At 72.0% G+C, this 22924-nt stretch carries 21 protein-coding genes; 11 read left to right on the top strand and 10 right to left on the bottom strand.

From position 1 onward, the window contains the following. Window positions 1-16 precede the first annotated feature (16 nt). Window positions 17-1045 carry a M48 family metallopeptidase gene (locus LXT12_RS24890; RefSeq protein WP_233395002.1) on the bottom strand — a complete coding sequence of 343 codons (1029 nt, stop codon included), beginning with the start codon at window positions 1043-1045 and terminating at the stop codon, window positions 17-19. Further along, window positions 1045-2238: a YjgN family protein gene (locus LXT12_RS24885; RefSeq protein WP_233395001.1), complete on the bottom strand. Its 1194-nt coding sequence runs from the start codon at window positions 2236-2238 to the stop codon at window positions 1045-1047. The genes LXT12_RS24890 and LXT12_RS24885 overlap by 1 nt, the downstream gene beginning before the upstream one ends. 196 nt (window positions 2239-2434) lie before the next feature. Between LXT12_RS24885 and LXT12_RS24880 the strand changes: the two genes are divergently transcribed. Next, complete coding sequence (locus LXT12_RS24880; RefSeq protein WP_233395016.1) at window positions 2435-3058, top strand: glutathione S-transferase family protein; 624 nt, start codon at window positions 2435-2437, stop codon at window positions 3056-3058. 123 nt (window positions 3059-3181) lie between these two features. Here the strand turns inward: LXT12_RS24880 and LXT12_RS24875 are convergent, their stop codons facing one another. Together LXT12_RS24875 and LXT12_RS24870 are read right to left on the bottom strand one after the other, a co-directional pair. Continuing rightward, complete coding sequence (locus LXT12_RS24875; RefSeq protein ID WP_233395000.1) at window positions 3182-3829, bottom strand: response regulator; 648 nt, start codon at window positions 3827-3829, stop codon at window positions 3182-3184. Between the two features lie 118 nt (window positions 3830-3947). Continuing rightward, complete coding sequence (locus LXT12_RS24870) at window positions 3948-5600, bottom strand: FMN-binding glutamate synthase family protein (RefSeq protein WP_233394999.1); 1653 nt, start codon at window positions 5598-5600, stop codon at window positions 3948-3950. 83 nt (window positions 5601-5683) lie between these two features. Between LXT12_RS24870 and sppA the strand changes: the two genes are divergently transcribed. Further along, a complete protein-coding gene (gene sppA, locus LXT12_RS24865) occupies window positions 5684-7552 on the top strand; it encodes a signal peptide peptidase SppA (RefSeq protein ID WP_233394998.1) in 1869 nt (622 codons plus the stop codon). A 672-nt stretch (window positions 7553-8224) separates the two neighbouring features. Here sppA and LXT12_RS24860 read toward each other — a convergent pair. After that, window positions 8225-8851 carry a glutathione S-transferase family protein gene (locus LXT12_RS24860; protein WP_233394997.1) on the bottom strand — a complete coding sequence of 209 codons (627 nt, stop codon included), beginning with the start codon at window positions 8849-8851 and terminating at the stop codon, window positions 8225-8227. A gap of 122 nt (window positions 8852-8973) precedes the next feature. Between LXT12_RS24860 and LXT12_RS24855 the strand changes: the two genes are divergently transcribed. After that, window positions 8974-9606: a DUF6515 family protein gene (locus tag LXT12_RS24855; protein WP_233394996.1), complete on the top strand. Its 633-nt coding sequence runs from the start codon at window positions 8974-8976 to the stop codon at window positions 9604-9606. 307 nt (window positions 9607-9913) lie between these two features. Here LXT12_RS24855 and LXT12_RS24850 read toward each other — a convergent pair whose 3' ends face one another. Continuing rightward, entirely contained in the window at window positions 9914-10894 is a 981-nt protein-coding gene (locus LXT12_RS24850) for an XdhC family protein (protein ID WP_233394995.1), read from the bottom strand. 98 nt (window positions 10895-10992) lie between these two features. Here LXT12_RS24850 and LXT12_RS24845 point away from each other — a divergent pair, with 98 nt between their 5' ends. Genes LXT12_RS24845 through LXT12_RS24835 form a run of 3 tightly spaced genes read left to right on the top strand, consistent with a single transcriptional unit; the run spans window position 10993 to window position 14622 of the window. Continuing rightward, a complete protein-coding gene (locus tag LXT12_RS24845) occupies window positions 10993-11466 on the top strand; it encodes a (2Fe-2S)-binding protein (RefSeq protein WP_233394994.1) in 474 nt (157 codons plus the stop codon). A 1-nt stretch (window position 11467) separates the two neighbouring features. After that, complete coding sequence (locus tag LXT12_RS24840; RefSeq protein ID WP_233394993.1) at window positions 11468-13825, top strand: xanthine dehydrogenase family protein molybdopterin-binding subunit; 2358 nt, start codon at window positions 11468-11470, stop codon at window positions 13823-13825. A 20-nt stretch (window positions 13826-13845) separates the two neighbouring features. Further along, entirely contained in the window at window positions 13846-14622 is a 777-nt protein-coding gene (locus tag LXT12_RS24835; protein ID WP_233394992.1) for an FAD binding domain-containing protein, read from the top strand. Here the strand turns inward: LXT12_RS24835 and LXT12_RS24830 are convergent. The 4 genes from LXT12_RS24830 to LXT12_RS24815 all read right to left on the bottom strand — a co-directional run bounded on the left by LXT12_RS24830 (window position 14613) and on the right by LXT12_RS24815 (window position 18123). Then, entirely contained in the window at window positions 14613-16373 is a 1761-nt protein-coding gene (locus tag LXT12_RS24830; RefSeq protein WP_233394991.1) for a hypothetical protein, read from the bottom strand. The genes LXT12_RS24835 and LXT12_RS24830 overlap by 10 nt on opposite strands. Window positions 16374-16445: 72 nt before the next feature. Then, window positions 16446-16982: a DUF924 family protein gene (locus LXT12_RS24825; protein ID WP_233394990.1), complete on the bottom strand. Its 537-nt coding sequence runs from the start codon at window positions 16980-16982 to the stop codon at window positions 16446-16448. Window positions 16983-16985: 3 nt separating this feature from the next. After that, window positions 16986-17204: a hypothetical protein gene (locus LXT12_RS24820; RefSeq protein WP_233394989.1), complete on the bottom strand. Its 219-nt coding sequence runs from the start codon at window positions 17202-17204 to the stop codon at window positions 16986-16988. Window positions 17205-17250: 46 nt separating this feature from the next. Then, window positions 17251-18123 (bottom strand): hypothetical protein, encoded by an 873-nt coding sequence (locus tag LXT12_RS24815; RefSeq protein ID WP_233394988.1) that lies wholly within the window; start codon window positions 18121-18123, stop codon window positions 17251-17253. Window positions 18124-18267: 144 nt separating this feature from the next. On the opposite strand from LXT12_RS24815, the gene LXT12_RS24810 reads away from it, so the two are divergent. The 5 genes from LXT12_RS24810 (at window position 18268) to LXT12_RS24790 (ending at window position 22659) form a co-directional block, all read left to right on the top strand. Next, a complete protein-coding gene (locus tag LXT12_RS24810) occupies window positions 18268-19158 on the top strand; it encodes an AAA family ATPase (RefSeq protein ID WP_233394987.1) in 891 nt (296 codons plus the stop codon). Window positions 19159-19187: 29 nt separating this feature from the next. Continuing rightward, window positions 19188-20351, top strand: a complete 1164-nt coding sequence (locus LXT12_RS24805; RefSeq protein ID WP_233394986.1) for a vWA domain-containing protein — start codon at window positions 19188-19190, stop codon at window positions 20349-20351. A 127-nt stretch (window positions 20352-20478) separates the two neighbouring features. Then, the gene (locus tag LXT12_RS24800) at window positions 20479-20799 is read left to right on the top strand and encodes a BON domain-containing protein (protein WP_233394985.1); all 321 of its coding nucleotides are present in this window, start codon (window positions 20479-20481) and stop codon (window positions 20797-20799) included. A gap of 75 nt (window positions 20800-20874) precedes the next feature. Then, window positions 20875-21423, top strand: a complete 549-nt coding sequence (locus tag LXT12_RS24795; RefSeq protein ID WP_233394984.1) for an SRPBCC family protein — start codon at window positions 20875-20877, stop codon at window positions 21421-21423. A 153-nt stretch (window positions 21424-21576) separates the two neighbouring features. Beyond that, a complete protein-coding gene (locus tag LXT12_RS24790; protein WP_233394983.1) occupies window positions 21577-22659 on the top strand; it encodes an acyltransferase family protein in 1083 nt (360 codons plus the stop codon). Window positions 22660-22924: the final 265 nt, after the last annotated feature.

The raw sequence follows: 22924 nt of genomic DNA, 5'->3' as shown, positions 1-22924 counted from the left end.
CCCGCAATTCTAGATTTCACGGCTCGCTGAAGAACCTCACGCGTTCGTCGTCCGCCGGATGGCTGGAAAACGCGATGGCCACGGGGCTGTCGTCGACCGAGGCTTCGCGCCGCTTGGCCAGGCGCTCGAAGAAGACCGCCATGCGCGAGGTGTCGGCGCCGCCCGCCCGCGCCAGGGCCCGGCCGTAGCGATCGGCCTCGCGCTCGTTGTCGCGCGAGTAGGCATTGCTGGCCAGCACGGCGGGCGCCGCCGCGAGCAGGGCCGAGAAGTCGCCCACGATGACCGAGGCGACGACGCTCACCGCGCCGGCCCGCAGCACCAGTCGCAGGCCGTGCCGGTGGCGGACGTGGCCGATCTCGTGGGCCAGCACCGTCGTCACGGCATCGGGTTCGTCGTCCAGCAGCTCCAGCAGGGCGTCGGTGATGACGATGTCGCCGCCGGGCAGGGCGAAGGCGTTCGGGCCCAGGGCCTTGCCGCCGTCACGGAAGTGGATCTCGAAGTGCTCCGGCACCGCCGGCCCGCCACCCGTGCGAGCGCGGGCCAGGGCCGCGGCCCAGCGCTCGCGCCAGTCGCGCTGGCGGGTGGGGCTCAGGCGGCTGGGCTTGAGCCAGTCGGCGTCCATGCCCCGCAGCACCTGCTCGCCCAGCGCCCGCTCGGCCGAGGCGGGCATCACGGCCACCGTGGCGTCCACCGCCCACGGCAGGCCCCAGCGATAGCCCGCGGCGAGGACCGCGACGATGAGCACCAGCGACAGCCCGGCCAGCCGCCAGCTCTGCTGCCAGCGCACGACCAGGCTGTCTCCCCGGCCCGAGGCCGCGGCCCAGGCGTCGAAGGCCGCCGCGTCGCCAAAGCTCAGCAGGCCTTCGCCGCGCAGCAGGATCTGCCGCTGGCCATGGCGCTGGCGCTCGGGCCAGGTGAGATCGGCAAGGGGTGCGCTGCGCTCGCCGAAATGCAGCCGCCCGCCGTCGATCCACACCTCCACCGCCATCGGGCGGGCGCTGCGGCCGTCGAACCAGTCGGCGACGAGGCGCGGAGCCTGGGGCATCACAACCCCATGTCGATGCCGAAGAAGTCGCCCGCGATGTCGCCGGTGGCGTCGGCATGCCCGGCGCTGGCCGCGGCGACCCAGTCGGCCGGGTCCTCGCTGCTGTCGATGCGCACGGCCTCCAGGCGCAGGCGGGCCGTGGCGACGGCGGCGAAGGGGCGGTACAGGCCGAGGGTGAACGCGGTCAGCAGCCAGTTCTTCAACGTCAGCACGAACAGTGAACGGAACTTGAGGGCGCTGTGGAAGGTGAGCGCCTCGCTGCGCGTGCCGTTCCAGACCAGGTCCTGCATGCGCGCCGCGCCATAGGGCATGACGATGGCGAAGAAGAGCAGGTAGCCCAGCATCACCCCGGCGATCATGACGACGATGGCGACGGCCTTGCTGAGGCCCATGGCATGGGCGGCGCCCATGACGAAGGCCACCACCGCGCCGGCCGCCACTGCCGGCAGCACCGCAACGCCGATGGTCTTGAGGCTGAGCAGGTAGAGCTTGGCGACCGACAGCCGGATGCGGCTGGCCTGGCCCGCGATGCGGTAGCCGTTGTGCTGGTAGCGCTTGAACAGGGCCAGCGACCACGGCCCGAACAAGGCCATGCACAGCGCGCCACTGGCGTACAAGGCCGTGGCGGGGGTGAACACCGGCCCGGCGGTCCCTTCGGCCTGCATCAGCAGCGCGCCACCGATGAGGGCGATGGCCGGCAGATAGCTCGGCAGGCAGGCCAGGTAGGCGCCGCGCAGCGAGCCCTCGAAGCGCAGGCGCAGGCCGCGCCAGCTGGTGTTGCCGAGGCGGAACTGCAGCGAGGCCCGCCACAGCGCCGGCCAGACGGCGCACAGGATGAGGAAGGCGACGAAGGCTGCCGTGGGAGAGAAATGGCCCGCCGCGCTGTAGGTGCCCATCAGCACCACCAGCAGCAGGAAGCCGCGGAACATCTTCCAGGGGTCGCCGTGGAAGGCCAGGGCCTGCCCGTCGACCAGGGTATTGGCATAGAAGTAGCGGATGCGCCGGGCCTTGGCGAAGGGCAGGTAGAGCCCGAGCGTGACGAGGATGAGCAGCAGGTTCACCGACCAGATGCGGAAGTACTCGCTGCCCGAACCCGTGAAGCGGATTTCGAGGACACGCGGATCGGGGGGTGTGGCCGGCGCCGGTGCGATGGAAGGCGGGGCCGCGTCGGCGGCGGCGTCGAACTCGTGCATGCAATCTCCCTCATGAGTGGCACCGTCTGCGGCGGTGTTCGGCCGGCACTGTCGCGGCTCCCGCCGGAGCTGGCAACCCCTGCTTGCCCGAGCCCTGTCGGGCCGAGCCGACAGGGCTTATTCACGGACGGCCCGTCCAGGGCCGCTCGCTAGAATCGTTTCGACTTGTTCCCCCGTGTCCAACGCCTCTATGACGATGAAGTTGATCGGTTCGCTCGCCAGCCCTTACGTGCGCAAGGTGCGCATCGTGATGGCCGAGAAGAAGCTCGATTACCAGCTGGTGCTCGAAGACGTCTGGGGCAGCGACGCCATCCTGAAGATGAACCCGCTGGGCAAGGTGCCCTGCCTCGTCATGGAAGGCCAGGACTCCATCACCGGCGCCGTCTTCGACTCGCGCGTCATCGTCGAGTACGTGGACACCCTCTCCCCCGTGGGCAAGCTCATCCCCGAGCGCGGGCGCGAGCGTTGCGAGGTGCGCACCTGGGAAGCCCTGGCCGACGGCATCATGGACGCCGGCGTGCTGGTGCGCATGGAGCGCACCTGGGCGCACCGCCCGGCGGAGCAGCGCAGCCCCGCCTGGATCGACCGCCAGCTCGGCAAGGTCAATGCCGCCCTGGCCGCCATGAGCCAGGGCCTGGGCGAAAAGGCCTGGTGCTCGGGCAACCACTTCTCGCTGGCCGACATCGCCACCGGCTGCGCCCTGGGCTGGCTGGAGTTCCGCTTCCCGGAAATCAACTGGCGCGAGACCCACCCCAACCTCGCGCGCCACATGGACAAGCTCTCCCAGCGCCAGAGCTTCATCGACACCGCTCCGGCCTGATCGCTGAGGGTTTGCAGCCGCCGTCGCGAGCGGCCTCAGGGCGGGTCGAGCCGCACAGCCGTACACGCGTACGGCGAGCAGCGCAGGCCCGCCATGTGGCCGCGCAGCAGGCGGATGCAGCCCTCAGGCGATCAGCAGCTCGCGCGAGCGCACGTGCAGCAGGCGCACGAGGCGCCAGGCGCGGCGCTCGATCTCGGCGACGTCCAGCTTCCACAGCGCCGCGATCTCCGTCATCAGCAGGCCCTGGGCCAGCAGCGTGAGCAGATGGCGGCTGGCCTGGTCGATCTGCCGGCCGGCCGGCGTCGCATCCTGCGCGGCCGGGGCCAGCCGGGCGACGGCCAGGGGGCTGCGCTCGATGCCGAAGGCCGCCAGCGCCTGGCGGGCGATCTGGGGGCTGAGACGGGCGCGGCGGTCGTGCAGCCGCGCGAGCGCCTCCACCAGGCCGGCGCCGCTGCCGTCGTCCACGTGGTAGGCATTGGCCCCGGCGCACAAGGCCGCGAAGAGCTGCAGGTCATCGGCCGTCGGCGTCAGCAGCAGCAACTGCGGGCGCACCGGCAGGCGGCCCAGCTCATGGGCCACGCGCATGGCATGGCTGTCCGCCAGGCGCAGGTCGCTCGCGACGATGTCGGGCGCCAGCCTGACGAGTTCCTCGAGCGCATCGGCCAGGACGGGGCTGCTGCCCGCCAGCTCCACACCGGGCGCCTGCAGCAGCAGCGAGCGGGTGCGCTGGAGCGTGGACCCGCTGAGGCGAAGGAGATAGACGGTGGGCATGTCGCGGCGATGTAACCGGGCGCGATTGTGCGCGTTTTGGCCTTCATCCCCCTAACTTGCAGACTCCATCCCCCGCGTTCTGGCGGTTGCCCCCTGAATGGGGACTCGGCAGGGCCGTTCAGGCCGCCCGCGCGATGTCGCCCTGGGGCGCGAAGCTGTGCGCGCTGGCCAGCGGCCAGTAGATGCGGAAGGTGTTGTGCGGCATCTCGCCGCGCAGCAGGGCGCCCGGCTCGACGAAGGGCAGCAGGTTGGCCAGCAGCCTGACCTCGTGCTTGTCCAGGCGATGGACGATGTGCTGGGCCGTGATCTCGCGCGGGTGGCACAGGCCGGCGGCCTCGACGAGCTCCTTCAGCGCCTTGAGCGTGTTCTGGTGGAAGTTGGCGACGCGCTGGGCCTTGTCGGGCACGACGATGGCGCGCTGGCGGTGCGGGTCCTGGGTGGTGACGCCGGTGGGGCAGTGGCCCGTGTGGCAGGCCTGCGCCTGGATGCAGCCGAGGGCGAACATGAAGCCGCGCGCCGCGTTGCACCAGTCGGCGCCCAGGGCCATCAGGCGCACGATGTCGAAGGCCGTCGTCACCTTGCCGGCGCAGCCGATCTTGACCTTGTCGCGCAGGTTCAGGCCGACCAGGGTGTTATGCACGAGCAGCAGGCCCTCCTGCAGCGGCGCGCCGACGTTGTTGGTGAACTCCAGCGGCGCCGCGCCGGTGCCGCCCTCGGCACCATCGACGACGATGAAGTCCGGCGTGATGCCGGTCTCGAGCATGGCCTTGCAGACGGCGAACCATTCCCACGGGTGGCCGATGCAGAGCTTGAAGCCCGTGGGCTTGCCGCCCGAGAGGGTGCGCAGCCGCTCGATGAACTGCATCATCTCCACCGGCGTGGAGAAGGCGCCGTGGCGGGCCGGCGAGATGCAGTCCACCCCCACCGGCACGCCGCGCGCAGCGGCGATCTCGGGGCTGACCTTGGGCCCCGGCAGCACGCCGCCGTGGCCGGGCTTGGCGCCCTGGCTGAGCTTGAGCTCGATCATCTTCACCTGCGGGTCGGCCGCGGCGGCCTGGAAGCGCTCGGCGCTGAAGCCGCCCTCGTCGTTGCGGCAGCCGAAATAACCCGAGCCGATCTCCCAGATCAGGTCGCCGCCATGCACGCGGTGGTGGGCGCTGATCGAGCCCTCGCCGGTGTCGTGGGCGAAGCCGCCCATCCGCGCGCCCTTGTTGAGCGCCAGGATGGCGTTGGCCGAGAGGGCGCCGAAGCTCATCGCCGAGATGTTGAAGACGCTGGCCGAGTAGGGCTGGGCGCGGCCGGCGCCGATGGTGATGCGGAAGTCGTGGCTGGTGAGGTGGGTGGGCGCCAGGGAGTGGTTGATCCACTCGTAGCCGCGCTCGCCCACGTCGAGCTGGGTCCCGAAGGGCCGCTGGTCGGGGTCGCCCTTGGCGCGCTGGTAGACGATGGAGCGCTGGGCGCGCGAGAAGGGCGCGGCGTCGTTGTCGCCCTCGACGAAGTACTGCCGGATCTCGGGCCGGATGAACTCGAACAGGAAGCGCAGGTGGCCGATGACCGGGTAGTTGCGCAGGATGGAGTGGCGCGGCTGGCGCGAGTCGCGCAGGCCCAGCAGCGTCAGGGCCAGGAAGAGCAGGGCCAGCAGCCGGTCGGTGAGGCCCGCCATCCAGCTCAGGGAGAAAACCAGGGCCAGCAGCCCACAGAGCATCCACGCGAGATAGCGCAGGGGGAAGTGCTCGTTCACGCGTCTCAACCAGCCGGGCCAGGCAAGCATGGGGCCTCCTCGCAGACATGACCGGCGGATGCTAAGCGAGGAGTCTGCACAATCGGCGGCATCAATCCGCAAGGTGGCCCTCGATGAAGTCCCTGTTCTCCAAGATCGGCTGGCTGTTCTCCAAGGCGTGGTGGGTGCTGGACGGCACCCGCCGCGCCCTGATGAACCTGCTGGTCCTGCTGCTGATCGTCCTGACGGTGGCCGGCCTGCTGGCGCGCGGCCCGCGGCCCCTGGCCGACAAGACGACGCTGGTGCTCAAGCTGGAAGGCAACCTCGTCGAGCAGTTCTCCGGCAGCCCGCGCGAGCAGCTGCTGGCCCAGGCCGAAGGCCGCGGCATCGCCAAGCAGACGCGGCTGCGCGACGTGCTGGCCGTGCTCGACCAGGCCGCCCGCGACGACGCCATCGGCGCCGTGCTGCTGGATGTGGACGACCTGGGCAGCGCGGGCCTGGCGGGCCTGCACGAGGTGGCCGCGGCGCTGCAGCGCTTCAAGAAGAGCGGCAAGCCCGTCATCGCCTACGGCGACAGCTTCAGCCAGCGCGGCTACTTCCTGGCCGCCCAGGCCAGCGAGGTCTACATGCATCCCATGGGCATGGTCATGCTGGAGGGCTTCGGGCGCTGGCGCACCTACTACAAGGACGCCCTCGACCGCCTGGGCGTGACGGCCCACGTCATCAAGGTCGGCACCTACAAGAGCTTTGCCGAGCCCTACACGGCCACTGGCCCCAGCCCCGCCACGGTCGAGGCCGAAGGCCTGGTCTACGGCGAGCTGTGGAGCGGCTTCACCGGCGCCATCGAGGCGGCCCGCAAGCTCGAGGCGGGCAGCATCGCCAGGGGCATCGAAGAGCTGCCGCAGCGCCTGGCCGCCCTGAAGGGCGACCCCGCCCAGCTGGCCCTGCAGGCCAAGCTCGTGGACGGCCTGAAGACGCGCGACCAGGTGCGCGAGCTGCTGATCGCCAAGGGCGCGAAGGACGAACAGAGCCGCAGCTTCCGCCAGGTGTCGCTGGGCGAATACCTGGCCCACGTGAAGGACGCCGGCACGCCGAACAAGCTGCAGCCGGGCCTGGGCATCGTGGTGGCCGAGGGCGAGATCATCGACGGCGAGGCCGGCCCGGGCCGCATCGGCGGCGACTCGACGGCCCGGCTGATCCGCAAGGCCCGCGAGGACGAGGCCATCAAGGCCGTGGTGCTGCGCGTGAATTCACCGGGCGGCAGCGCCTTCGCGTCGGAGATCGTGCGGCGCGAGCTGGAGCTGACGCGGCAGGCGGGCAAGCCCGTCGTCGTGTCCATGGGCGACGTGGCGGCCTCAGGCGGCTACTGGATCTCGATGAGCAGCGACGCCGTCATCGCGGACGCCGGCACCATCACCGGCAGCATCGGCGTCTTCGGCATCCTGCCCACGGCCGAGGGGCTGATGGACAAGCTGTCGCTGCACACCGGCGGCGTGCGCACGACCTGGCTGGCCGGCGGCTACGACCCCCGCCGCCCCCTGGACCCGCGCATGCAGGCGGCGGTGCAGTCAGGCATCGACAGCGTCTACGCCCGCTTCACGACGCTGGCGGCCCAGGCGCGCAAGAGCACGCCCGAGAAGATCGACGCCGTGGCGCAGGGGCGCATCTGGACGGGCAGCCAGGCTCGGGAGCGCGGCTTGGTGGACCGGGTCGGCAGCCTGGACGACGCCATCCAGACGGCGGCCCGTCTCGCCAAGCTGGACGTGAAGGCGGGCGCACGGCCGCCGCTGGTCTACGTCGAGCGCGACCTCAGCCGCAGCGAGCGGCTGCTCGCCTCGCTGGGCGACGTGATGGCGCCATCACTGGTCCGTTCGCTGGGGCTGGATGCCTTGCCGGCACCGGTGATGGAGGAGCTGGCGGCGCTGAAGGATCTGGCGAGGGTGGCGGGGCAGGGGCGGTGGGAAAGGGCGGCGGCGGTGCACTGCTTGTGCGGGGTGCCTTGAGGGGCGCGGCCGGTTTGCGGGGCGTGTGCTGAGAGCCTTCCGCGGCTCGGTGCGTTGTGTTGTGGGTTGCTTTTGCGAAGAGCCTTTGCGACTCGGTGCACCGCCGCGGGAATCCGCCCCGCGAGGGCGGGTAACTTTCTTCTGTCGGCGCCAGAAGAAAGTCACCAAAGAAGAGGCGCCTTAAAGCCAGCACCCCGGCGCGCTTGAGGCTCGGACCAGGCTACAAGCGAACCGCTTCGCTCTCGCCGCTGTCCCTATCCACAACGCCATCCATCAACCGCCATCCCGCCTAACGCGCGGCTGCACGCCGTGCTCACGAGTCGAACGCAAGCGCCGCTCGGGCGGCGCGTCGTGGCGTGTGGTGCCTTCATTGGTGAGCCCGGCGTGCAGCCGGCGTTAACCGGCGTGAAGGTCCGATTCGTGGTGCTGTGGATAGGGACAGCAGCGAGAGCGAAGCGGGTCGCCTCGGGGCGCTTCTTGGCGTTCAGCGCATCAGGGCGCTGGATTTAGAGCGCCTCTTCTTTGGTGACTTTCTTCTGGCGCGACAGAAGAAAGTTACCCGCCCGCCGGGGCGGACTCCCGGCTCGGTGCACCGAGTCGCAAAGGCTCGATGCAAAAGCAACCCACAACAAATGCACCGAGCCGCAAAGGCTCAAACACCCACCCCCATCCTCAATACACCGGCTCCGCCAACTTCTCCCTCGCCACCACCCGCTGCGTCGCCGGCCGCTCCAGCACCCGCTGCAGGTAAGCCCCCAAGGCCGGCCGCGCTTTGGCCGGGCGGGCTTGCATGCGCGTCCAGCGGCATAGCATGAAGGCCAGCGGGTCCACGGCGGAGTAATGCGAGCCCAGGAACCACGGGCCGCCGTGGCGGGCCAGTTCGGCATCCATCTGGTCCAGCATCGGGGCGACCTGCGCCTCGGCCCGCGCCTTGACCTCGGCCGCGTCGGAAGCCATGCGGTCCGGGTAGAAGTAGTGGATGAGCATGGCCTGCAGCGTGTTGGTCAGCCAGACCATCCACTTGTAGTAGTGCGCCCGCTGCGGCGTGCCCGGCGCCGGAGCGAAGCCGGGATGGCAGTCCGCCAGGTGCATGAGGATGGCGGCCGTCTCATAGAGCACCAGGTCGCCGTCGACGAGCACGGGGATGAGGCCGTTGGGGTTGAGCTTCAAGTAGGCCGGCGACTTGTGCTCGTTGTTGGCCCGGTCCACCTCGCGCAGCTCGAAGGGGATGCCCATCTCCTCCAGAAGGATGTGCGGGGCGAAGCTGGCGTTGCTCGGGTAGTAGTGCAGTTCGATCATGGCGGCAGGCGGCACGGGCTTGGACGGGAAGCGGCGAACTTTACGTTGCCGAAATACCCTCGCAGTGCACGCCCCTCAGCCTGCGGGCGTTGGCTGCCCACCCGGCTTTTCACGAGACGACCATGAAGCCTCTTCTTCCCACCTTCGGCGCCGCGGCCCTCGCCCTGTGCGCCGCCCTGAGCGCCGCGCCGGCCCGGGCCGACGTGCACGGCCGCGTCAGCATCGGCATGGTGTTCGACAACCGCTACCACCACGACCACTACTACCCCGCGCCCGGCTACGTCGCGCCCCACGTGCCCTATGGCGCCGTCGTGGTCGGCGCCGGCCCGGGCCGCTACTGGTTCCACGGCGGCGTCTGGTACCGGCCCTACGGCCCGGGCTACCGAGTCGTGCTGCCGCCGGTGGGCCTGGTCATCCCGCTGCTGCCGCCGGCCTACGTGACCATCAACATCGGCGGCCTGCCCTACTACTACGCCAACGGCGTGTACTACCGCGCCGTGCCCGAAGGCTATGCCGTCGTCGCGCCGCCGCCCGAGACGGCACCGGCCCAGGTCGCGCCCGCCCCGCCGCCCCCGCCGCCCAAGGCCGACCCCATCATCTATCCGCGCAACGGCCAGTCCAGCGAACAGCTGGAAAGCGACCGCCGCGACTGCAACCGCTGGGCCACGACCCAGCCCAACGCCCAGGCCGACGCCAGCGTCTTCAACCGCGCCGTCGAAGCCTGCATGGACGGTCGCGGCTACACCATGAGGTAGATATGCCCCTCGCCTGGTCTCGCCCGGCTGGACGCCGGCGAGCCCAGTCGGTCTTGCAGACCGCGCAGCCGACAGAGCGGCTGCTCTTCGGCAGGCACGACAAGTCCACAGGACTTGCCGTGTCCGGCCTCAGCCCCCGAGGGGACGGCGATGCTCGCGGCATTGAGCCGCGAGCACATCGCCAGGCGGGCCGGCTTGGTGAACTGGAGTCGGACACAAGCAGTCCCTGCGGACTGCTTGTGCCTACGACAGGCCAAGGGGCTCTGACCCTTGGCAGCCCGGCGCTCGGCCCGAAATACGGGCGACGTCAAACGCTGCAGCCGACCTCGTGGCGGGCACCGGCCGCGCGGTACCGCACCGCCGTCATCTCCGCGAGGATGCTGAGCGCGATTTCCGGCGGCGTGCGGGCGCCGATGTCCAGGCCCACCGGGCCGTGCAGGCGGTCGAGCTGTTCGGCCGTGAGCCCGAAGTGCTCGGCCAGCCGGGCCCGGCGCTTGGCCTGGTTGACGCGCGAGCCGATGGCGCCGACGTAGAAGGCCTCGCTCCTCAGCGCCTCCATCAGCGCCAGGTCGTCGAGCTTGGGGTCGTGGGTCAGGGCCACGATGGCGGTCGCGTCGTCCACCTGGAAGGCGGTCACGACGTCGTCGGGCATGTCCCGCGTGAGCGTCACGCCCGGCAGCGCGAAGCCGTCGGCGTATTCCTCACGCGGGTCGCAGACCGTGACGCCGTAACCGAGTGCACCGGCCATCTGCGCGAGGTAGTCGGTCATCTGGCCGGCGCCGATGACGAGCAGCCGCCACTGCGGACCGTGGTGGCTGGTGAGCTCGGTGGCCGAGAGGCTGAGCGTGTCGGCCCCGCGCTCGGCCGGGGCCAGGGTGACCGCGCCGGTGGCCAGGTCCAGCGTGCGGCGCACCCGCTCGCCGCGCGCGAGCCGCGCCAGCAGTTCGTCCACCGCCGACTGCGGCCCCACGGGCTCCAGCATGAGCTCCAGCGTGCCGCCGCAGGGCAGGCCGAAGCGGCGGGCCTCCTCGGCGCCGACGCCATAGCGCAGCGGTGCCGGGCGGTCCAGCCGCAGGCTGCCGGCCCGCAGCTGGGCGATGAGGTCGTCCTCGATGCAGCCGCCCGAGACCGAGCCGGCGATCAGGCCGTCGTCGCGCACGGCCACCAGCGAGCCCACCGGCCGTGGCGCCGAGCCCCAGGTGCGCGTGATGGTGCCCAGCACGACGCCGCGGCCCTCGGCCCGCCAGCCGGCGGCCGTGCGCAGCACGCCGAGATCGAGGTTGTCCATCGCCCTGTTCCCCCAACTGAAATTTCCACTAGGGTAATCGGCAATCACAAGCCCTTGCAGGCCGCCGAGCATGCGCCTCACAACGACGGAGACATGCGATGCGCCACAAGATCCAATTGATGGTCAACGGCCGCGCCGTCAGCAGGGAGGTCGAGAGCGACCGCCTGCTGGTGCAGTTGCTGCGCGAAGACCTGGCCCTGACGGGCACCCACGTCGGCTGCGACACCGCCCAGTGCGGCGCCTGCACGGTCCACCTGAACGGCCGCGCCGTCAAGTCCTGCAGCGTGCTGGCCGTGCAGGCCGACGGCGCCGCCGTGACCACCATCGAGGGCCTGGCCGCCGCCGACGGCCGCATGCACCCCATGCAGGCCGCCTTCAAGGAATGCCATGGGCTGCAGTGCGGCTTCTGCACGCCGGGCATGGTGATGAGCGCCGTCGACCTGGTGCAGCACCACGACTGCGCCAGCGAGGCCGCCATCCGCGAAGGGCTGGAAGGCAACCTCTGCCGCTGCACCGGCTACCAGAACATCGTGCGGGCCGTGCAGGCCGGCAAGACGGCGATGGAGGCTTGAAATGAACGCACCCAAGGACGGTTTCATCGGCCAGAGCGTCAGGCGGCGCGAGGACGCGCGCTTACTGACCGGGCGCGGCCAGTACACCGACGACATCGTGCTGCCGCGCCAGACCTACGGCGTCTTCGTGCGCAGCGCCTATGCCCACGCCCGACTCAGGCGCGTGGACACCGCCGCCGCGCAGGCGGCCGAGGGCGTGCTGGCGGTCTACACCGGCGAGCACTTCCGCAGCGTGGGCGGCCTGCCCTGCGGCTGGCTCATCACCAGCATCGATGGCACGCCGATGAAGGAGCCCAAGCACCCCATCCTGGCGGACGGCAAGGTGCGCTACGTGGGCGACGCCCTGGCCCTGGTCGTCGCCGAGACGCTGGCCCAGGCCAAGGCCGCGGCGGCGCTGGTGGAGGTCGACTACGAGGAGCTGCCCGCCGTCGCCGACACCGCGACCGCCCTGGGCCATGCCGGCGTCGTGCACGACGAGGCGCCGGACAACCGCTGCTACACCTGGGGTTGCGGTGACCAGGCCGCCACGGATGCGGCCATCGCCACCGCCGCGCACGTCACGCGGCTGGAGTTCCGCAACAACCGCCTCATCCCCAACGCCATCGAGCCCCGCGCGGCCAATGCCAGCTACAACCCGGCCGACGACGCCTACACCCTCTACGTCGCCAACCAGAACCCCCACGTCGAGCGGCTGCTGATGTGTGCCTTCGTCCTCGGCATCCCCGAGCACAAGCTGCGCGTCGTGGCGCCCGACGTCGGCGGCGGCTTCGGCTCCAAGATCTTCCTCTACGCCGAGGAGACGGCGCTGGTGTGGGCCAGCAGGCAGCTCGGGCGGCCGATCAAGTGGACGGCCGAGCGCAGCGAGAGCTTCCTGGCCGACGCCCATGGCCGCGACCACGTCACCACGGCCGAGCTGGCCACCGACGCCGACGGCCGCTTCCTCGCCATGCGGGTGCACACCACGGCCAACCTCGGCGCCTACCTGTCCACCTTCGCGTCCTGCGTGCCCACCATCCTCTACGCCACGCTGCTGGCCGGCCAGTACACGACGCCCAGGATCTACGCCGAAGTCACCGGCGTGTTCACCAACACCGCGCCGGTGGATGCCTACCGCGGCGCCGGGCGGCCCGAGGCGACCTATGTCGTCGAGCGCCTGGTGGAGACGGCCGCGCACGAGCTGGGCATGGACCCGGCCGAGATCCGCCGCCGCAACTTCATCACCACCTTCCCCTACGCGACGCCGGTCGGCCTGACCTACGACATCGGCGACTACGACGCCACGCTCACCCAGGTCCAGCAACTGGCCGACGTGGCCGGCTTCGCCGCCCGCAAGGCTGTGAGCGCGGCCAAGGGCCTCAGGCGCGGCCTCGGCTACTCGACCTACATCGAGGCCTGCGGCCTGGCCCCGTCCAACATCGCCGGCGCCCTGGGCGCACGGGCGGGCCTGTTCGAGGCGGGCGAGGTGCGCGTGCATCCCACCGGCAAGGTGACCGTCTTCACCGGCAGCCACTCGCACGGCCAGGGCCACGAGACCACCTTCGCCCAGGTCGTGGCCGACCGCCTCGGCATCCCGCTGGAAGACGTCGACATCCAGCACGGCGACACCGGCAAGGTGCTCTTCGGCATGGGCACCTACGGCAGCCGCTCGCTGGCCGTGGGCGGCACGGCCATCCTGAAGGCGGTGGACAAGGTCATCGCCAAGGGGCGCAAGATCGCCGCCCACCTGCTGGAGGCCGGCGAGGGCGACATCGAGTTCAAGGACGGGCAGTACCGCATCGCCGGCACCGACCGCGCCGTGCCCTTCGCCCAGGTGTCCCTCACCGCCTACGTGCCCCACAACTACCCGCTCGAGACACTGGAGCCCGGCCTCAACGAGAACGCCTTCTACGACCCCACCAACTTCACCTACCCGGCCGGCAGCTATGTCTGCGAGGTCGAGGTGGACCCGGCCACCGGCGTCGTGCGCATCGACCGCTTCAGCGCCGTGGACGACTTCGGCAACATCGTCAACCCGATGATCGTCGAGGGCCAGGTGCACGGCGGCCTGGCCCAGGGCATCGGCCAGGCGCTGCTGGAGCACGGCGTCTACGACACCGACTCCGGCCAGCTGCTGACCGGCAGCTACATGGACTACGCCATGCCCCGCGCCGACGACCTGCCGAGCTTCACCGTGCAGGCCGCGCCGGGCACGCCCTGCACCCACAACCCGCTGGGCGTGAAGGGCTGCGGCGAGGCCGGCGCCATCGGCTCGCCGGCCGCCGTCATCAACGCCATCTGCGACGCCCTCGGCGTCAAGGACCTGCCCATGCCGGCCACGCCCTGCGCGGTTTGGACGGCGCTGCAGTCCACCAAGGCCTGATGGGCCGGGAGGGAAAGACCATGAACTACCAAGCCGCATCCTCCGCCGCCTCGGCCGCCCTGGGCCCGGACGAGCGCTTCCTGGCCGGCGGCCAGAGCCTGCTGGGCGCCATCAAGCTCGGCCTGGCGGCGCCCGCTGGCCTCGTCGACGTGCGCCGCCTGCCCGAGCTTCAGGGCATCGCCGTCGGCGGCGGTGCCGTGCGCATCGGCGCCGCGACCACCCACGCCACCGTGGCCGCCTCGGCCGACGTGGCCCGGGCCATCCCGGCCCTGGCCGACCTGGCCGGGCGCATCGGCGACCGCCAGGTGCGCAACGTCGGCACCCTGGGCGGCAGCCTCGCCAACAACGACCCCGCCGCCTGCTATCCCGCCGCCACTCTCGGCCTCGGCGCCACCGTGCACACCCAGCGCCGCGCCATCGCGGCCGACGACTTCTTCCAGGGCCTGTTCACCACCGCCCTCGAGGACGACGAACTCATCACGGCGGTGAGCTTCCCCGTGCCGCGCGCGGCCGGCTGGCAGAAGTTCAAGCAGCCGGCCTCGCGCTTCTCGCTGGTGGGCGTGTTCGTCGCCCGCTTCGACGCCGGCGTGCGCGTGGCCGTCACCGGCGCGGGGCCCGGCGTGTTCCGCTGCACCCCGCTGGAAGAAGCCCTGTCCCGCGACTGGAGCCCCGCCGCGGCCCGTGCCGTGCGCGTCGGCCCCGAGGGGCTCAACCACGACCTGCACGGCACGCCCGAGTACCGCGCGGCCCTCATCCCCGAGCTGGCGGCGCGCGCCGTGGCGGGTGCTCAGGGATAGGCCGTCAGCGTCGAGGTGTTGCTGCCGCCCCGGCAGCGGGCCGGCTCGCCGGCGTCGTTCACGACGCGCTCGATGCTGCCCTTGTCCGCCAGGCAGACGGTGATCATGCTGTGCAGGCGCACGCCCGGGCGGCGCGGCACCTCCAGGGCGCGGTCGAGCAGCACGTCGGGCTGCAGGAAGACGCTGTACACGCCCAGGCCCCAGGCCTCGTGCCGGGTGACGCCGTCGGCCACCTTGTACGAGGCGAAGCCGCGGCCGGTCGGGCTGGTCCACACCGCCTGGCTCGGCGGGTCGTAGGGCAGTTCGGACTGATAGAAGTAGACCCGCCCGCCATCGCCCCGCCAGACCACCTGGTGGCCCTGGAAGTGCTCGACGAAGAGGCCGTAGACCGTCACGTCCTCGCCGTCGACCTCCAGGCCGTGCAGCGCCGGATTGCTCGTCCAGCCCACGCCCTCGCCATGGTCGGCGCGCCAGAGCCAGGTGTGGTCGACAAGGGTGTCGTGGGCGTTGATGCGCAGCGCCGTGCGCACCCGGCCCGGCATCGCGCCGCCGATGCGGAAGAAGACGTCGTGCAGCACCGTCGGGTCGGCGCGATGGCGCGCGCGCGAGCCGGGCGGGCCCACCTCCATCAGCACGTCGGCCCGCTCGCGGCCGGCGTCGAGGAAGAGGCCGGCGAGCGTCAGCCCGTCCACGTCGGCCGTCTTCACCAGCGCCTGGCCGTTGTCGGAACGCAGCGTCGGGAAGCCCAGGCCCAGCACGACAGTACCGGGGCGCATGACGCGCAGCGGTTCCGTCAGCAGGTACTCGCCCGGCGTCAGCAGCAGGTGCCGGCCAGCGGCCAGCTCGGCGTTGAGGGCCGCGGCCGTCTCGCCCGGGCGGGCGATGTGGAAGGCCGACAGCGGCAGCGTCCGGCCGGGTGCCTCGCCGGGACCGCCCCAGGACACGCCCACGCTGTCGCGGCGCAGGGCCGGCACGCGCACGGCATAGCGGCCCTGCGCGTCGACGAAGAGCCAGGGCTTCTCGCGCACGAGGGGCGTGCGCTCGACGCGGGTGTAGCGCGCCCCGGGTTCGGGGAAGTCGCCGGCGGGCGCGTTGCGCACGCCCACGAAGACCATGTTCCAGTGCGAGCCCGTCCAGCCGCCCCACTCGCTGTTGCGCGAGATCCATTGCTGCTGCGTCACCGAATCGATGCGGCCGTCGACGCGCACGTCCGAGAACCAGCCACCGCTGGCCCAGCCCTGGTTCTGGTTCAGCCGCATGTTGCCGCGCACGTGCATGCGCCGGAAGGGGATGGCCTGGGACACGGCCCACTGCATCGTGCCGTCGCCGATGCCCAGCGTCGGCGTCACCGAGAAGTTCTCGGCGCCGCGCCAGAAGTTCTGCGTCGCGTTGTCGTTGGCCAGCAGGGCGGTGGAGCGCAAGTCGCCGATGACGTGGACGTCGTCCGGGTGCGCGCCCAGCCCCAGCACCTGGGTGTAGAAGCCCACGGGGATGCGCAGGTCGCGGTAGGTGCCGGGCATCAGCAGGATGGCGTCGCGGCGCGGGCCGAAGTGGTTGGGCTGCTGGGCCTCGTAGATGTCCAGGATGCGCTGCTGCAGCCCCGGCGTGTCGGGGGCGAGCACGTGGACGTGGGGGCCGAAGTCCGGCGCGTCGGCCCGTGCCGGCGGCGCGGCCAGGGCGGCAGCCGCGATCAGGGAGGCGCCGAGGGTGGATGCGCGCGAACGCGCCGTTCGGAAGCTGTTGCGTGGCATGTCTCGTCCTCGCCGGCGGGCCCGGCTGTCATCGTGGTTGGAATCGGTTCCAACGCCTCGATTGGACCATGCCTAGAAGCTCGACCCCGGCTGCTTCAGGAACTCCGCCTCCTCGGCGGTGGAGGTGCGCCCGAGGATGGCGTTGCGGTGGGGATAGCGGCCGAAGCGGTCGACGATGGCCTTGTGCTTGAGCTCGAACTCGTGGGTGTGCTGCGGCGCGCGCTCTCGCATCAGCGGCTCGCCCACCGCATGGATGGCCGCCGACTCGCTGTGCATGTAGGGCATGTAGAGGAAGGCCCGCCGCTCGGGCGGCAGCGCCAGGTCGGCACCCGCGGCGACCGCCTCCTGCGCGAGGGCCAGGGCCAGCGGGTCGGCCGAGAAGGCGTCCGCCGTGCCGCGGTGCAGGTTGCGGGCGAACTGGTCCAGCACGATGACCTCGGCGAGCCGGCCTTCGGGCGTGGCCCGCCAGGCGAACAGCTCGCAGCGCCGGGCCTGGGCATGCAGGGCGGCGAAGCGCCGGCGGATGAGGTCGTCGAAGGCTGGGTCGACCTTCCACCACTGGGCCGGCTGGGTCTCGTGGAACCAGAAGTCGAGGACGGCGCCGGCCATGGCTCAGCCCTTGCGGCCCAGCAGCAGCATCAACCCGCCCACGGCGATGGCGCCCACGCCCAGCCAGACCGGCAGGTTGACCTCCTCCTTCTGCTTGGCCGTCAGCTCCAGCGGCCCGAGCTTCACGACGGTGCTGTCCTTGGTGTAGCTGAAGCCTCCGGTGGCGAGACTGGCGGTGCCGGCGACGATGAGGAGGATGCCGACGATGCGGATGAAGTTCATGGCTGTGCTTGGGCTGTTGGCTGGGCAAGGCCACCAGCTTAGGGCCTCACCAGGCGTAGCTCGCCCCCAGCAACCCGTAGTTCGTGCTTCCCTGCGGGCCGCGGCTGCGGCCGATGCCGGGCGCCACGGTCCAGCCGCCTCCTGCGGCTATGGCCGCCTTCAACTGCAGGCTGCTCAGGTTGCCGCCGTCGTGCAGGCGGTCCTTCATCGCCTCGCCGTTCAGCGCCACGCGGTCGTTGACGCGCCAGGTCGCGCCGAGCTGGTGGCTTCGGTCCAGGGCAGCTTCGTCGCGGTTGACGGCGCTGACGCGGCGGGGCAGCAGGGGCAGCCCGGCCAGCAGACCGCCGTCGGAGCCTGCCTGCGTCGTGCTGACCGTGTAGTGGCTGCGCATCGTCGCGGCGTAGACGCTCAGTCGCGGCGTCAGCGCCACGGCGGCGTGCACGCCGGCGCCGCGCCCGCGCAGGCGCTGCTCCACCGGCGAGGCCCCGCCGCCGCCGGCGGCAACGCTCGCCCGGCCGCGGCGGTGGGCCGCGTCCACGCCGACCGTGACCGCGTCGGTCGGCTTCCACTCCGCCGTCACGGCCACGTCGGTCTGGCGCAGCGCGCGGCCGTCGCGGCGCTGGCTGGCGTTGACGCCGGCCTGCCAGCGGCCACCCGCCACCCCGGCCCCGAGTGCCGCCTGGACGGGCCGGTAGGTGAGGCCGCTGTCGGCCTCCCGGCGGCGCGACTGGCCGGCGCCGGCCTGCACCCAGGCACCCGCGGCCACCGGCAGCCTGACGGAGGCCGCGGCGCTCTGGCCATGCTGGCCGTCCCGCTGCACGGCCAGGTCGAGGCTGCTCCGGACAGGCTGGGGCGGCGCCTCGTCGGCACGGGCCAGGGCGGCAGACAGGGCAGCAAGCACAAGGAAGGGCGTTTTCATGGAAGCTCCGTCGAATCGGGCGGGCCGGCCGATCCGGTCCCTTTGCGCTGACAACGCCGGCGCCACCGTCGTCCTTCCGCCGCAGATGTAACCAGTCGCAGCCCGCCGCATACTCCAGCCACCGTCGCTCCCGAAAGGCCCGCCGTGCTCGAACCGGACAGCATCGACGCCACCGCCGCCGCCCTCCAGGCCCAGGCCTACCTGCCCTCGCGCGAGCTGGCCACGGCCGCCTTCCTGGCGCTGCGGCTCAAGCGCCCGCTGCTCCTCGAAGGCGCCCCGGGCACGGGCAAGACCGCCATCGCCGCCGCCCTCGCCGCCGCCCTCGGCAGGCCGCTCATCCGCCTGCAGTGCTACGAAGGCCTGGACCTCGCCGCGGCCGCCTACGAATGGAATTACGCGCGCCAGATGCTGGAGATCCGCCTCGCCCAGGCGCAGGACCGGCAACGCACCGCCGACGACCTCTTCGCCCGCCGCTTCCTCATCGAGCGCCCGCTGCTGCAGGCCCTCACGGCCACGCCCGCGCCGGTGCTGCTCATCGACGAGCTGGACCGCGCCGATGCGCCCTTCGAGGCCTTCCTGCTCGAGTTCCTGTCGGACTTCCAGGTCACCGTGCCCGAGTTCGGCACCATCACGGCCGCCGAGCCGCCCATCGTCGTGCTGACGAGCAACCGCAGCCGCGAGATCCACGACGCGGTCAAGCGCCGCTGCCTCTACCACTGGGTGGACTTCCCCGACGCCGCCCGCGAGCTGGCCATCGTGCGCGCCCGCCTGCCCGGCATCGCCGAGGCCCTGGCCGCCCAGGTCGTGGCCTTCGTGCAGGGCCTGCGGCGGCTGGACCTCTACAAGCTGCCGGGCCTGGCCGAGACGCTGGACTGGTCGCGCGCCCTGGTGGAACTGAACGCCGTAAGCCTCGACCCGGCCACCGTGCAATCCACCCTCGGCGTGCTGCTGAAGTACCAGGACGACATCGCCCGCGTGCAGGGCAGCGAGGCGGCCCGGCTGCTGGCCGAGCTGCGCGAGGCGGCGCGGGCCTGACGGCGCCGTCCGCGGACCTCGGCGACACCATGGACCGGCTGGCCGACAACCTCGTCCACTTCGGCCGCGTGCTGCGCTCGGCCGGCCTGCCGGTGGGCACCGACCGGCTGCTGCTCGCCGCCCAGGCCCTCGGGGCAGGCACCCTGGGCTCCCACGAGGACTTCCGCGCGGCCCTGGCCGCCTGCCTCGTCGACCGCCCCGAGCACCGGCCGCTGTTCGACCAGGCCTTCCACGCCTTCTGGCGTGACCCCGACCTGCTCGGCCGCATCATGCGGCTGCTGCTGCCCCAGGTCCGGGCGCGCGCGGCGACGCCACCACCGCCCGAGAACCGGCGCCTGGCCGAGGCCCTGTTCCCGGCCGCCGAGCCCAGGGCGCGCCCGCCCGACGGCCAGCTGGAGCTGGAGGCCCGCCTCGCCGCCAGTGATCGCGAGCTGCTGCAAAAGCGCGACTTCGACACCATGACGCCGGCCGAATGGGACGCCGCCCGCCGCGCCCTGGCCGAGCTGCAGCCCCGCCTGGCCCGCCAGCTCACGCGCCGCCACGCCGCCGCGCCCCAGGGGCGCATCGACTGGCGGGCCTCGCTGCGCGCCGAGGCCCGCGGCGAGCCGGCCCGGCCGGCACGCGAGCAGCGGCGGCAGCGCACCACGCCCCTGGTGCTGCTGGCCGACATCTCGGGCTCCATGGGCCGCTACTCGCGGGTGCTGCTGCACCTGGCCCACGGCCTGCTGAACCCGCCGGCCGGCAGCGGCGAGCGGCCCGCGGTCGAGGTCTTCGTCTTCGGCACGCGGCTGACCCGCATCACCCGGCTGCTGCGCGGGCGCGACCCCGATGCCGCCCTCGCCGCCGTCTCGGCCGCCGTGCCCGACTGGTCGGGCGGCACGCGCCTGGGCGAATGCCTGCGCGCCTTCAACCGCGACTGGCTGCGCCGCCTGCCCGGCGGGGCCACGGTGTGGCTGGTGACGGACGGGCTGGACCGCGGCGACGACCCCGCCCGCGCCCGCCTGGCCGCCGAGGCCGAACGGCTGCGCCTGTCCTGCCGCGAGCTGGTCTGGCTCAACCCATTGCTGCGTTATGCCGGCTTCGAGCCCCGCGCGGCCGGCGTGCGCGTGCTGCTGCCGCGGGTGAGCCGGCATCTGCCGGTGCATGACCTGGACAGCGTCGAGCGTTTCATCGCCTCGCTGTCCGGCGCGTAAGCCGCGCCAGGCCCTCTCCTACACGCCGACCTCTCCTCGCCCGGCATGGCGGGCCAGCACCTCTGCCTAGATTCGTGGCTCAGCGGTGCGCATCGGGTGCTACCGCCTTCCGATGAAAGGACCCATCATGAAAACCTCCCCCTTCGCCGCCCTGCTCGTCGTCGGCGCCCTCGTGGCGCCCCTGGCCCACGCCGAGGACCACAAGCCCGCCAGCGCCACCCGCACCTGGGTCAAGGACTCGATGGTGACCACCAAGGTCAAGGCCGAGCTGGCCGCCAGCAAGGTCTCCTCCCTGGCCCGGGTGCACGTCGAGACCGACGCTGACGGCTACGTGCAACTGACCGGCAAGGTCGCGACCCAGGCCGACAAGGATCGCGCCGAGACCATCGCCAAGTCGGTCCAGGGCGTGAAGTCGGTCGACAACCAGCTGACCGTCACCGGCAAGTAAGCGCCGGTCGCCGCCACGGCCCGCCCTTCGCCGGCGGGCCGTGCCTTTTCGGCCGTCCGGCGCCAGAATGCGCCGATGAACCTGACCGGCCAGCAGACCCTGCCCGTGAGCCAGGCCCAGGCCTGGGCGGCCCTCAACGACACCGCCATGCTGCAGGCCGCCCTGCCCGGCTGCGAGTCCATCGCGCCCGCCGGCGAGCAGGCCTTCGACGTGCTGATGGCCGTCTCCGTCGGTCCCGTCAAGGCCAGGTTCAAGGGGCGGCTGCAGTTGTCCGAGCTGAATCCGCCGCAGAGCTACCGGCTCGGCTTCGAGGGCAGCGGCGGCCCGGCCGGCCATGGCAAGGGCCAGGCGGCGGTCAGCCTCACGGCGCTGTCGGCCACCGAGACCCGGCTGGACTACGACGTCACCGCCAGCGTCGGCGGCAAGCTGGCCCAGATCGGCTCGCGCCTCGTGGACGCGGCGGCGCAGAAGCTGGCGGAGGACTTCTTCACGCGCTTCAAGGCCGCCCTCGTCGAGCGCCACCCACCGCCGGTCGCCGAGGCGGCCACGCCGCCCCCACCGACGCCCGCCACGACCGGCTGGTGGGCACGGCTGCGCGCCTGGCTGGCCCGCAGGATCGGCTGACGCACGACGGTGCGGTTTGCAAACGAGCCGCCCCGCTTCGTGACCACCTGAAACCAATGGGGTTTCCCCGGGGGTTGAACCGTTAGAATTTCACGCGTCCGACATACCACGGGCCTGCTCGACCACCGCAGGCCCGTTCTTTTTGTACCTCGCATGTCTCACGCCGCCCGCCGACTGCCGCACATCGACGCCCTCAAGGCGTTGGCGGCCCAGGTCATCGTGCTGCACCACCTGGTCAGCTACGGCCCCATCGCCCGCGCCGCCCACGAGGCCCTGCCCCTGCTGGCGGGCTTCATGCATCAATACGGCCGCATGGCCGTGCAGGTCTTCCTCGTCGTCGGCGGCTACCTCAGCGCCCGCGGTCTGTCGCCGCGCGGGCGCTCGCTGCAGGCCGCCGTGCCGGAGCTGCTGTGGCGGCGCTACCTGCGCCTGACCCTGCCCTTCCTCGCCGCCCTGGCCCTGACGCTGGGCACCTCGGGCTTCGTCGCCTCGTCCTGGCCCGAGCTCGTGCCCGCCGACATCAGCATCGGCCAGCTCTTCGCCCACGCCTTGCTGCTGCACGACGTGCTCGGCTACGAGGCACTGACGGTGGGGGCCTGGTACGTGGCCATCGACCTGCAGCTGTTCGCCGCGCTGGTGGGCCTGCTGTGGCTGGCGCGGCGCGGCTGGCGGCACCCCAGCCGCCTCATCGTCGGGCCGGTGCTGGTGGCCGGCGCCGTGCTGGCCTCGGCCTTCGTCTTCAACCGCCAGCCGGGGCTGGACGCCTTCGCGCCCTATTTCTTCGTCTCCTACGGCCTCGGCGCCCTGGTGCACTGGCTGGGGCTGTGGCGCTTCCGGCGGGCCGGCCTGGTGCTGGTGGCCGCGGCCATGGCCGCCGCGCTGTGGCTGGACTGGCGCGACCGCCTGGCCCTGGCGCTGGCCACGGCGCTGTGGCTGTCGTGGGCGGAGGCGCGCCAGGCCGCGGGCCGGCCGCTGATCCCGGCGGCCTGGGCCCCGGCGCTGGCCCGCGCCGCGACGCCGTCCTATGCCCTCTTCCTGCTGCACTTCCCGGTGCTGTTGCTGACCAACGCCCTGCTGGCCGGCCTGCCCGAGGCCGGGCCTGCGTCCGGCCTCGTCCTGCTGGCCGCCACCTGGCTGCTGGCCAACTGCCTGGCCGTGCCCTTCCACCGCTGGGTGGAGGCGCCGGCCGCGCGCTTCGACCCGCGCGCCTGGCTGCCCGGCTTGCGCACCGCATGAACCCATGCCCCTCGTCCAAGGGGTACCTTGGCCGGTCTTGCAGACCGCGCAGCCGACGGAGCGGCTGCTCTTCGGCAGGCACGACAAGTCCTCAGGACTTGCCGTGTCCGGCCTCAGCCCCCGAGGGGACGGAGATGCTTGCGGCATCCAGCCGCAAGCACATCTCCTGCAGGCCGGCTCGGGAGCGGCCCGTCGCTCGGCCCGCAGTCCCTTGAAACAGCCATCCGCGCGGAGATGACTGCGTGCTAAGGTCATGCGCAGCCAG

The organism is Pelomonas caseinilytica (assembly GCF_021353235.1).
GTDB lineage: Bacteria > Pseudomonadota > Gammaproteobacteria > Burkholderiales > Burkholderiaceae_C > Pelomonas > Pelomonas caseinilytica.
The sequence above is the reverse complement of the archived record's forward strand: the minus strand, read 5'-3'. Positions and strand labels throughout refer to the sequence as shown.

Coding starts and splice junctions, on each gene's coding strand:
- LXT12_RS24855 (WP_233394996.1), top strand. CDS start 8,974: ATGAAGCCTCTTCTTCCCACCTTCGGCGCCGCGGCCCTCGCCCTGTGC.
- LXT12_RS24860 (WP_233394997.1), bottom strand. CDS start 8,851: ATGATCGAACTGCACTACTACCCGAGCAACGCCAGCTTCGCCCCGCAC.
- LXT12_RS24830 (WP_233394991.1), bottom strand. CDS start 16,373: ATGCCACGCAACAGCTTCCGAACGGCGCGTTCGCGCGCATCCACCCTC.
- LXT12_RS24835 (WP_233394992.1), top strand. CDS start 13,846: ATGAACTACCAAGCCGCATCCTCCGCCGCCTCGGCCGCCCTGGGCCCG.
- LXT12_RS24805 (WP_233394986.1), top strand. CDS start 19,188: ATGGACCGGCTGGCCGACAACCTCGTCCACTTCGGCCGCGTGCTGCGC.
- LXT12_RS24885 (WP_233395001.1), bottom strand. CDS start 2,238: ATGCACGAGTTCGACGCCGCCGCCGACGCGGCCCCGCCTTCCATCGCA.
- LXT12_RS24880 (WP_233395016.1), top strand. CDS start 2,435: ATGAAGTTGATCGGTTCGCTCGCCAGCCCTTACGTGCGCAAGGTGCGC.
- LXT12_RS24825 (WP_233394990.1), bottom strand. CDS start 16,982: ATGGCCGGCGCCGTCCTCGACTTCTGGTTCCACGAGACCCAGCCGGCC.
- LXT12_RS24795 (WP_233394984.1), top strand. CDS start 20,875: ATGAACCTGACCGGCCAGCAGACCCTGCCCGTGAGCCAGGCCCAGGCC.
- LXT12_RS24890 (WP_233395002.1), bottom strand. CDS start 1,045: ATGCCCCAGGCTCCGCGCCTCGTCGCCGACTGGTTCGACGGCCGCAGC.
- LXT12_RS24815 (WP_233394988.1), bottom strand. CDS start 18,123: ATGAAAACGCCCTTCCTTGTGCTTGCTGCCCTGTCTGCCGCCCTGGCC.
- LXT12_RS24840 (WP_233394993.1), top strand. CDS start 11,468: ATGAACGCACCCAAGGACGGTTTCATCGGCCAGAGCGTCAGGCGGCGC.
- LXT12_RS24820 (WP_233394989.1), bottom strand. CDS start 17,204: ATGAACTTCATCCGCATCGTCGGCATCCTCCTCATCGTCGCCGGCACC.
- LXT12_RS24800 (WP_233394985.1), top strand. CDS start 20,479: ATGAAAACCTCCCCCTTCGCCGCCCTGCTCGTCGTCGGCGCCCTCGTG.
- LXT12_RS24870 (WP_233394999.1), bottom strand. CDS start 5,600: ATGCTTGCCTGGCCCGGCTGGTTGAGACGCGTGAACGAGCACTTCCCC.
- LXT12_RS24875 (WP_233395000.1), bottom strand. CDS start 3,829: ATGCCCACCGTCTATCTCCTTCGCCTCAGCGGGTCCACGCTCCAGCGC.
- sppA (WP_233394998.1), top strand. CDS start 5,684: ATGAAGTCCCTGTTCTCCAAGATCGGCTGGCTGTTCTCCAAGGCGTGG.
- LXT12_RS24850 (WP_233394995.1), bottom strand. CDS start 10,894: ATGGACAACCTCGATCTCGGCGTGCTGCGCACGGCCGCCGGCTGGCGG.
- LXT12_RS24845 (WP_233394994.1), top strand. CDS start 10,993: ATGCGCCACAAGATCCAATTGATGGTCAACGGCCGCGCCGTCAGCAGG.
- LXT12_RS24790 (WP_233394983.1), top strand. CDS start 21,577: ATGTCTCACGCCGCCCGCCGACTGCCGCACATCGACGCCCTCAAGGCG.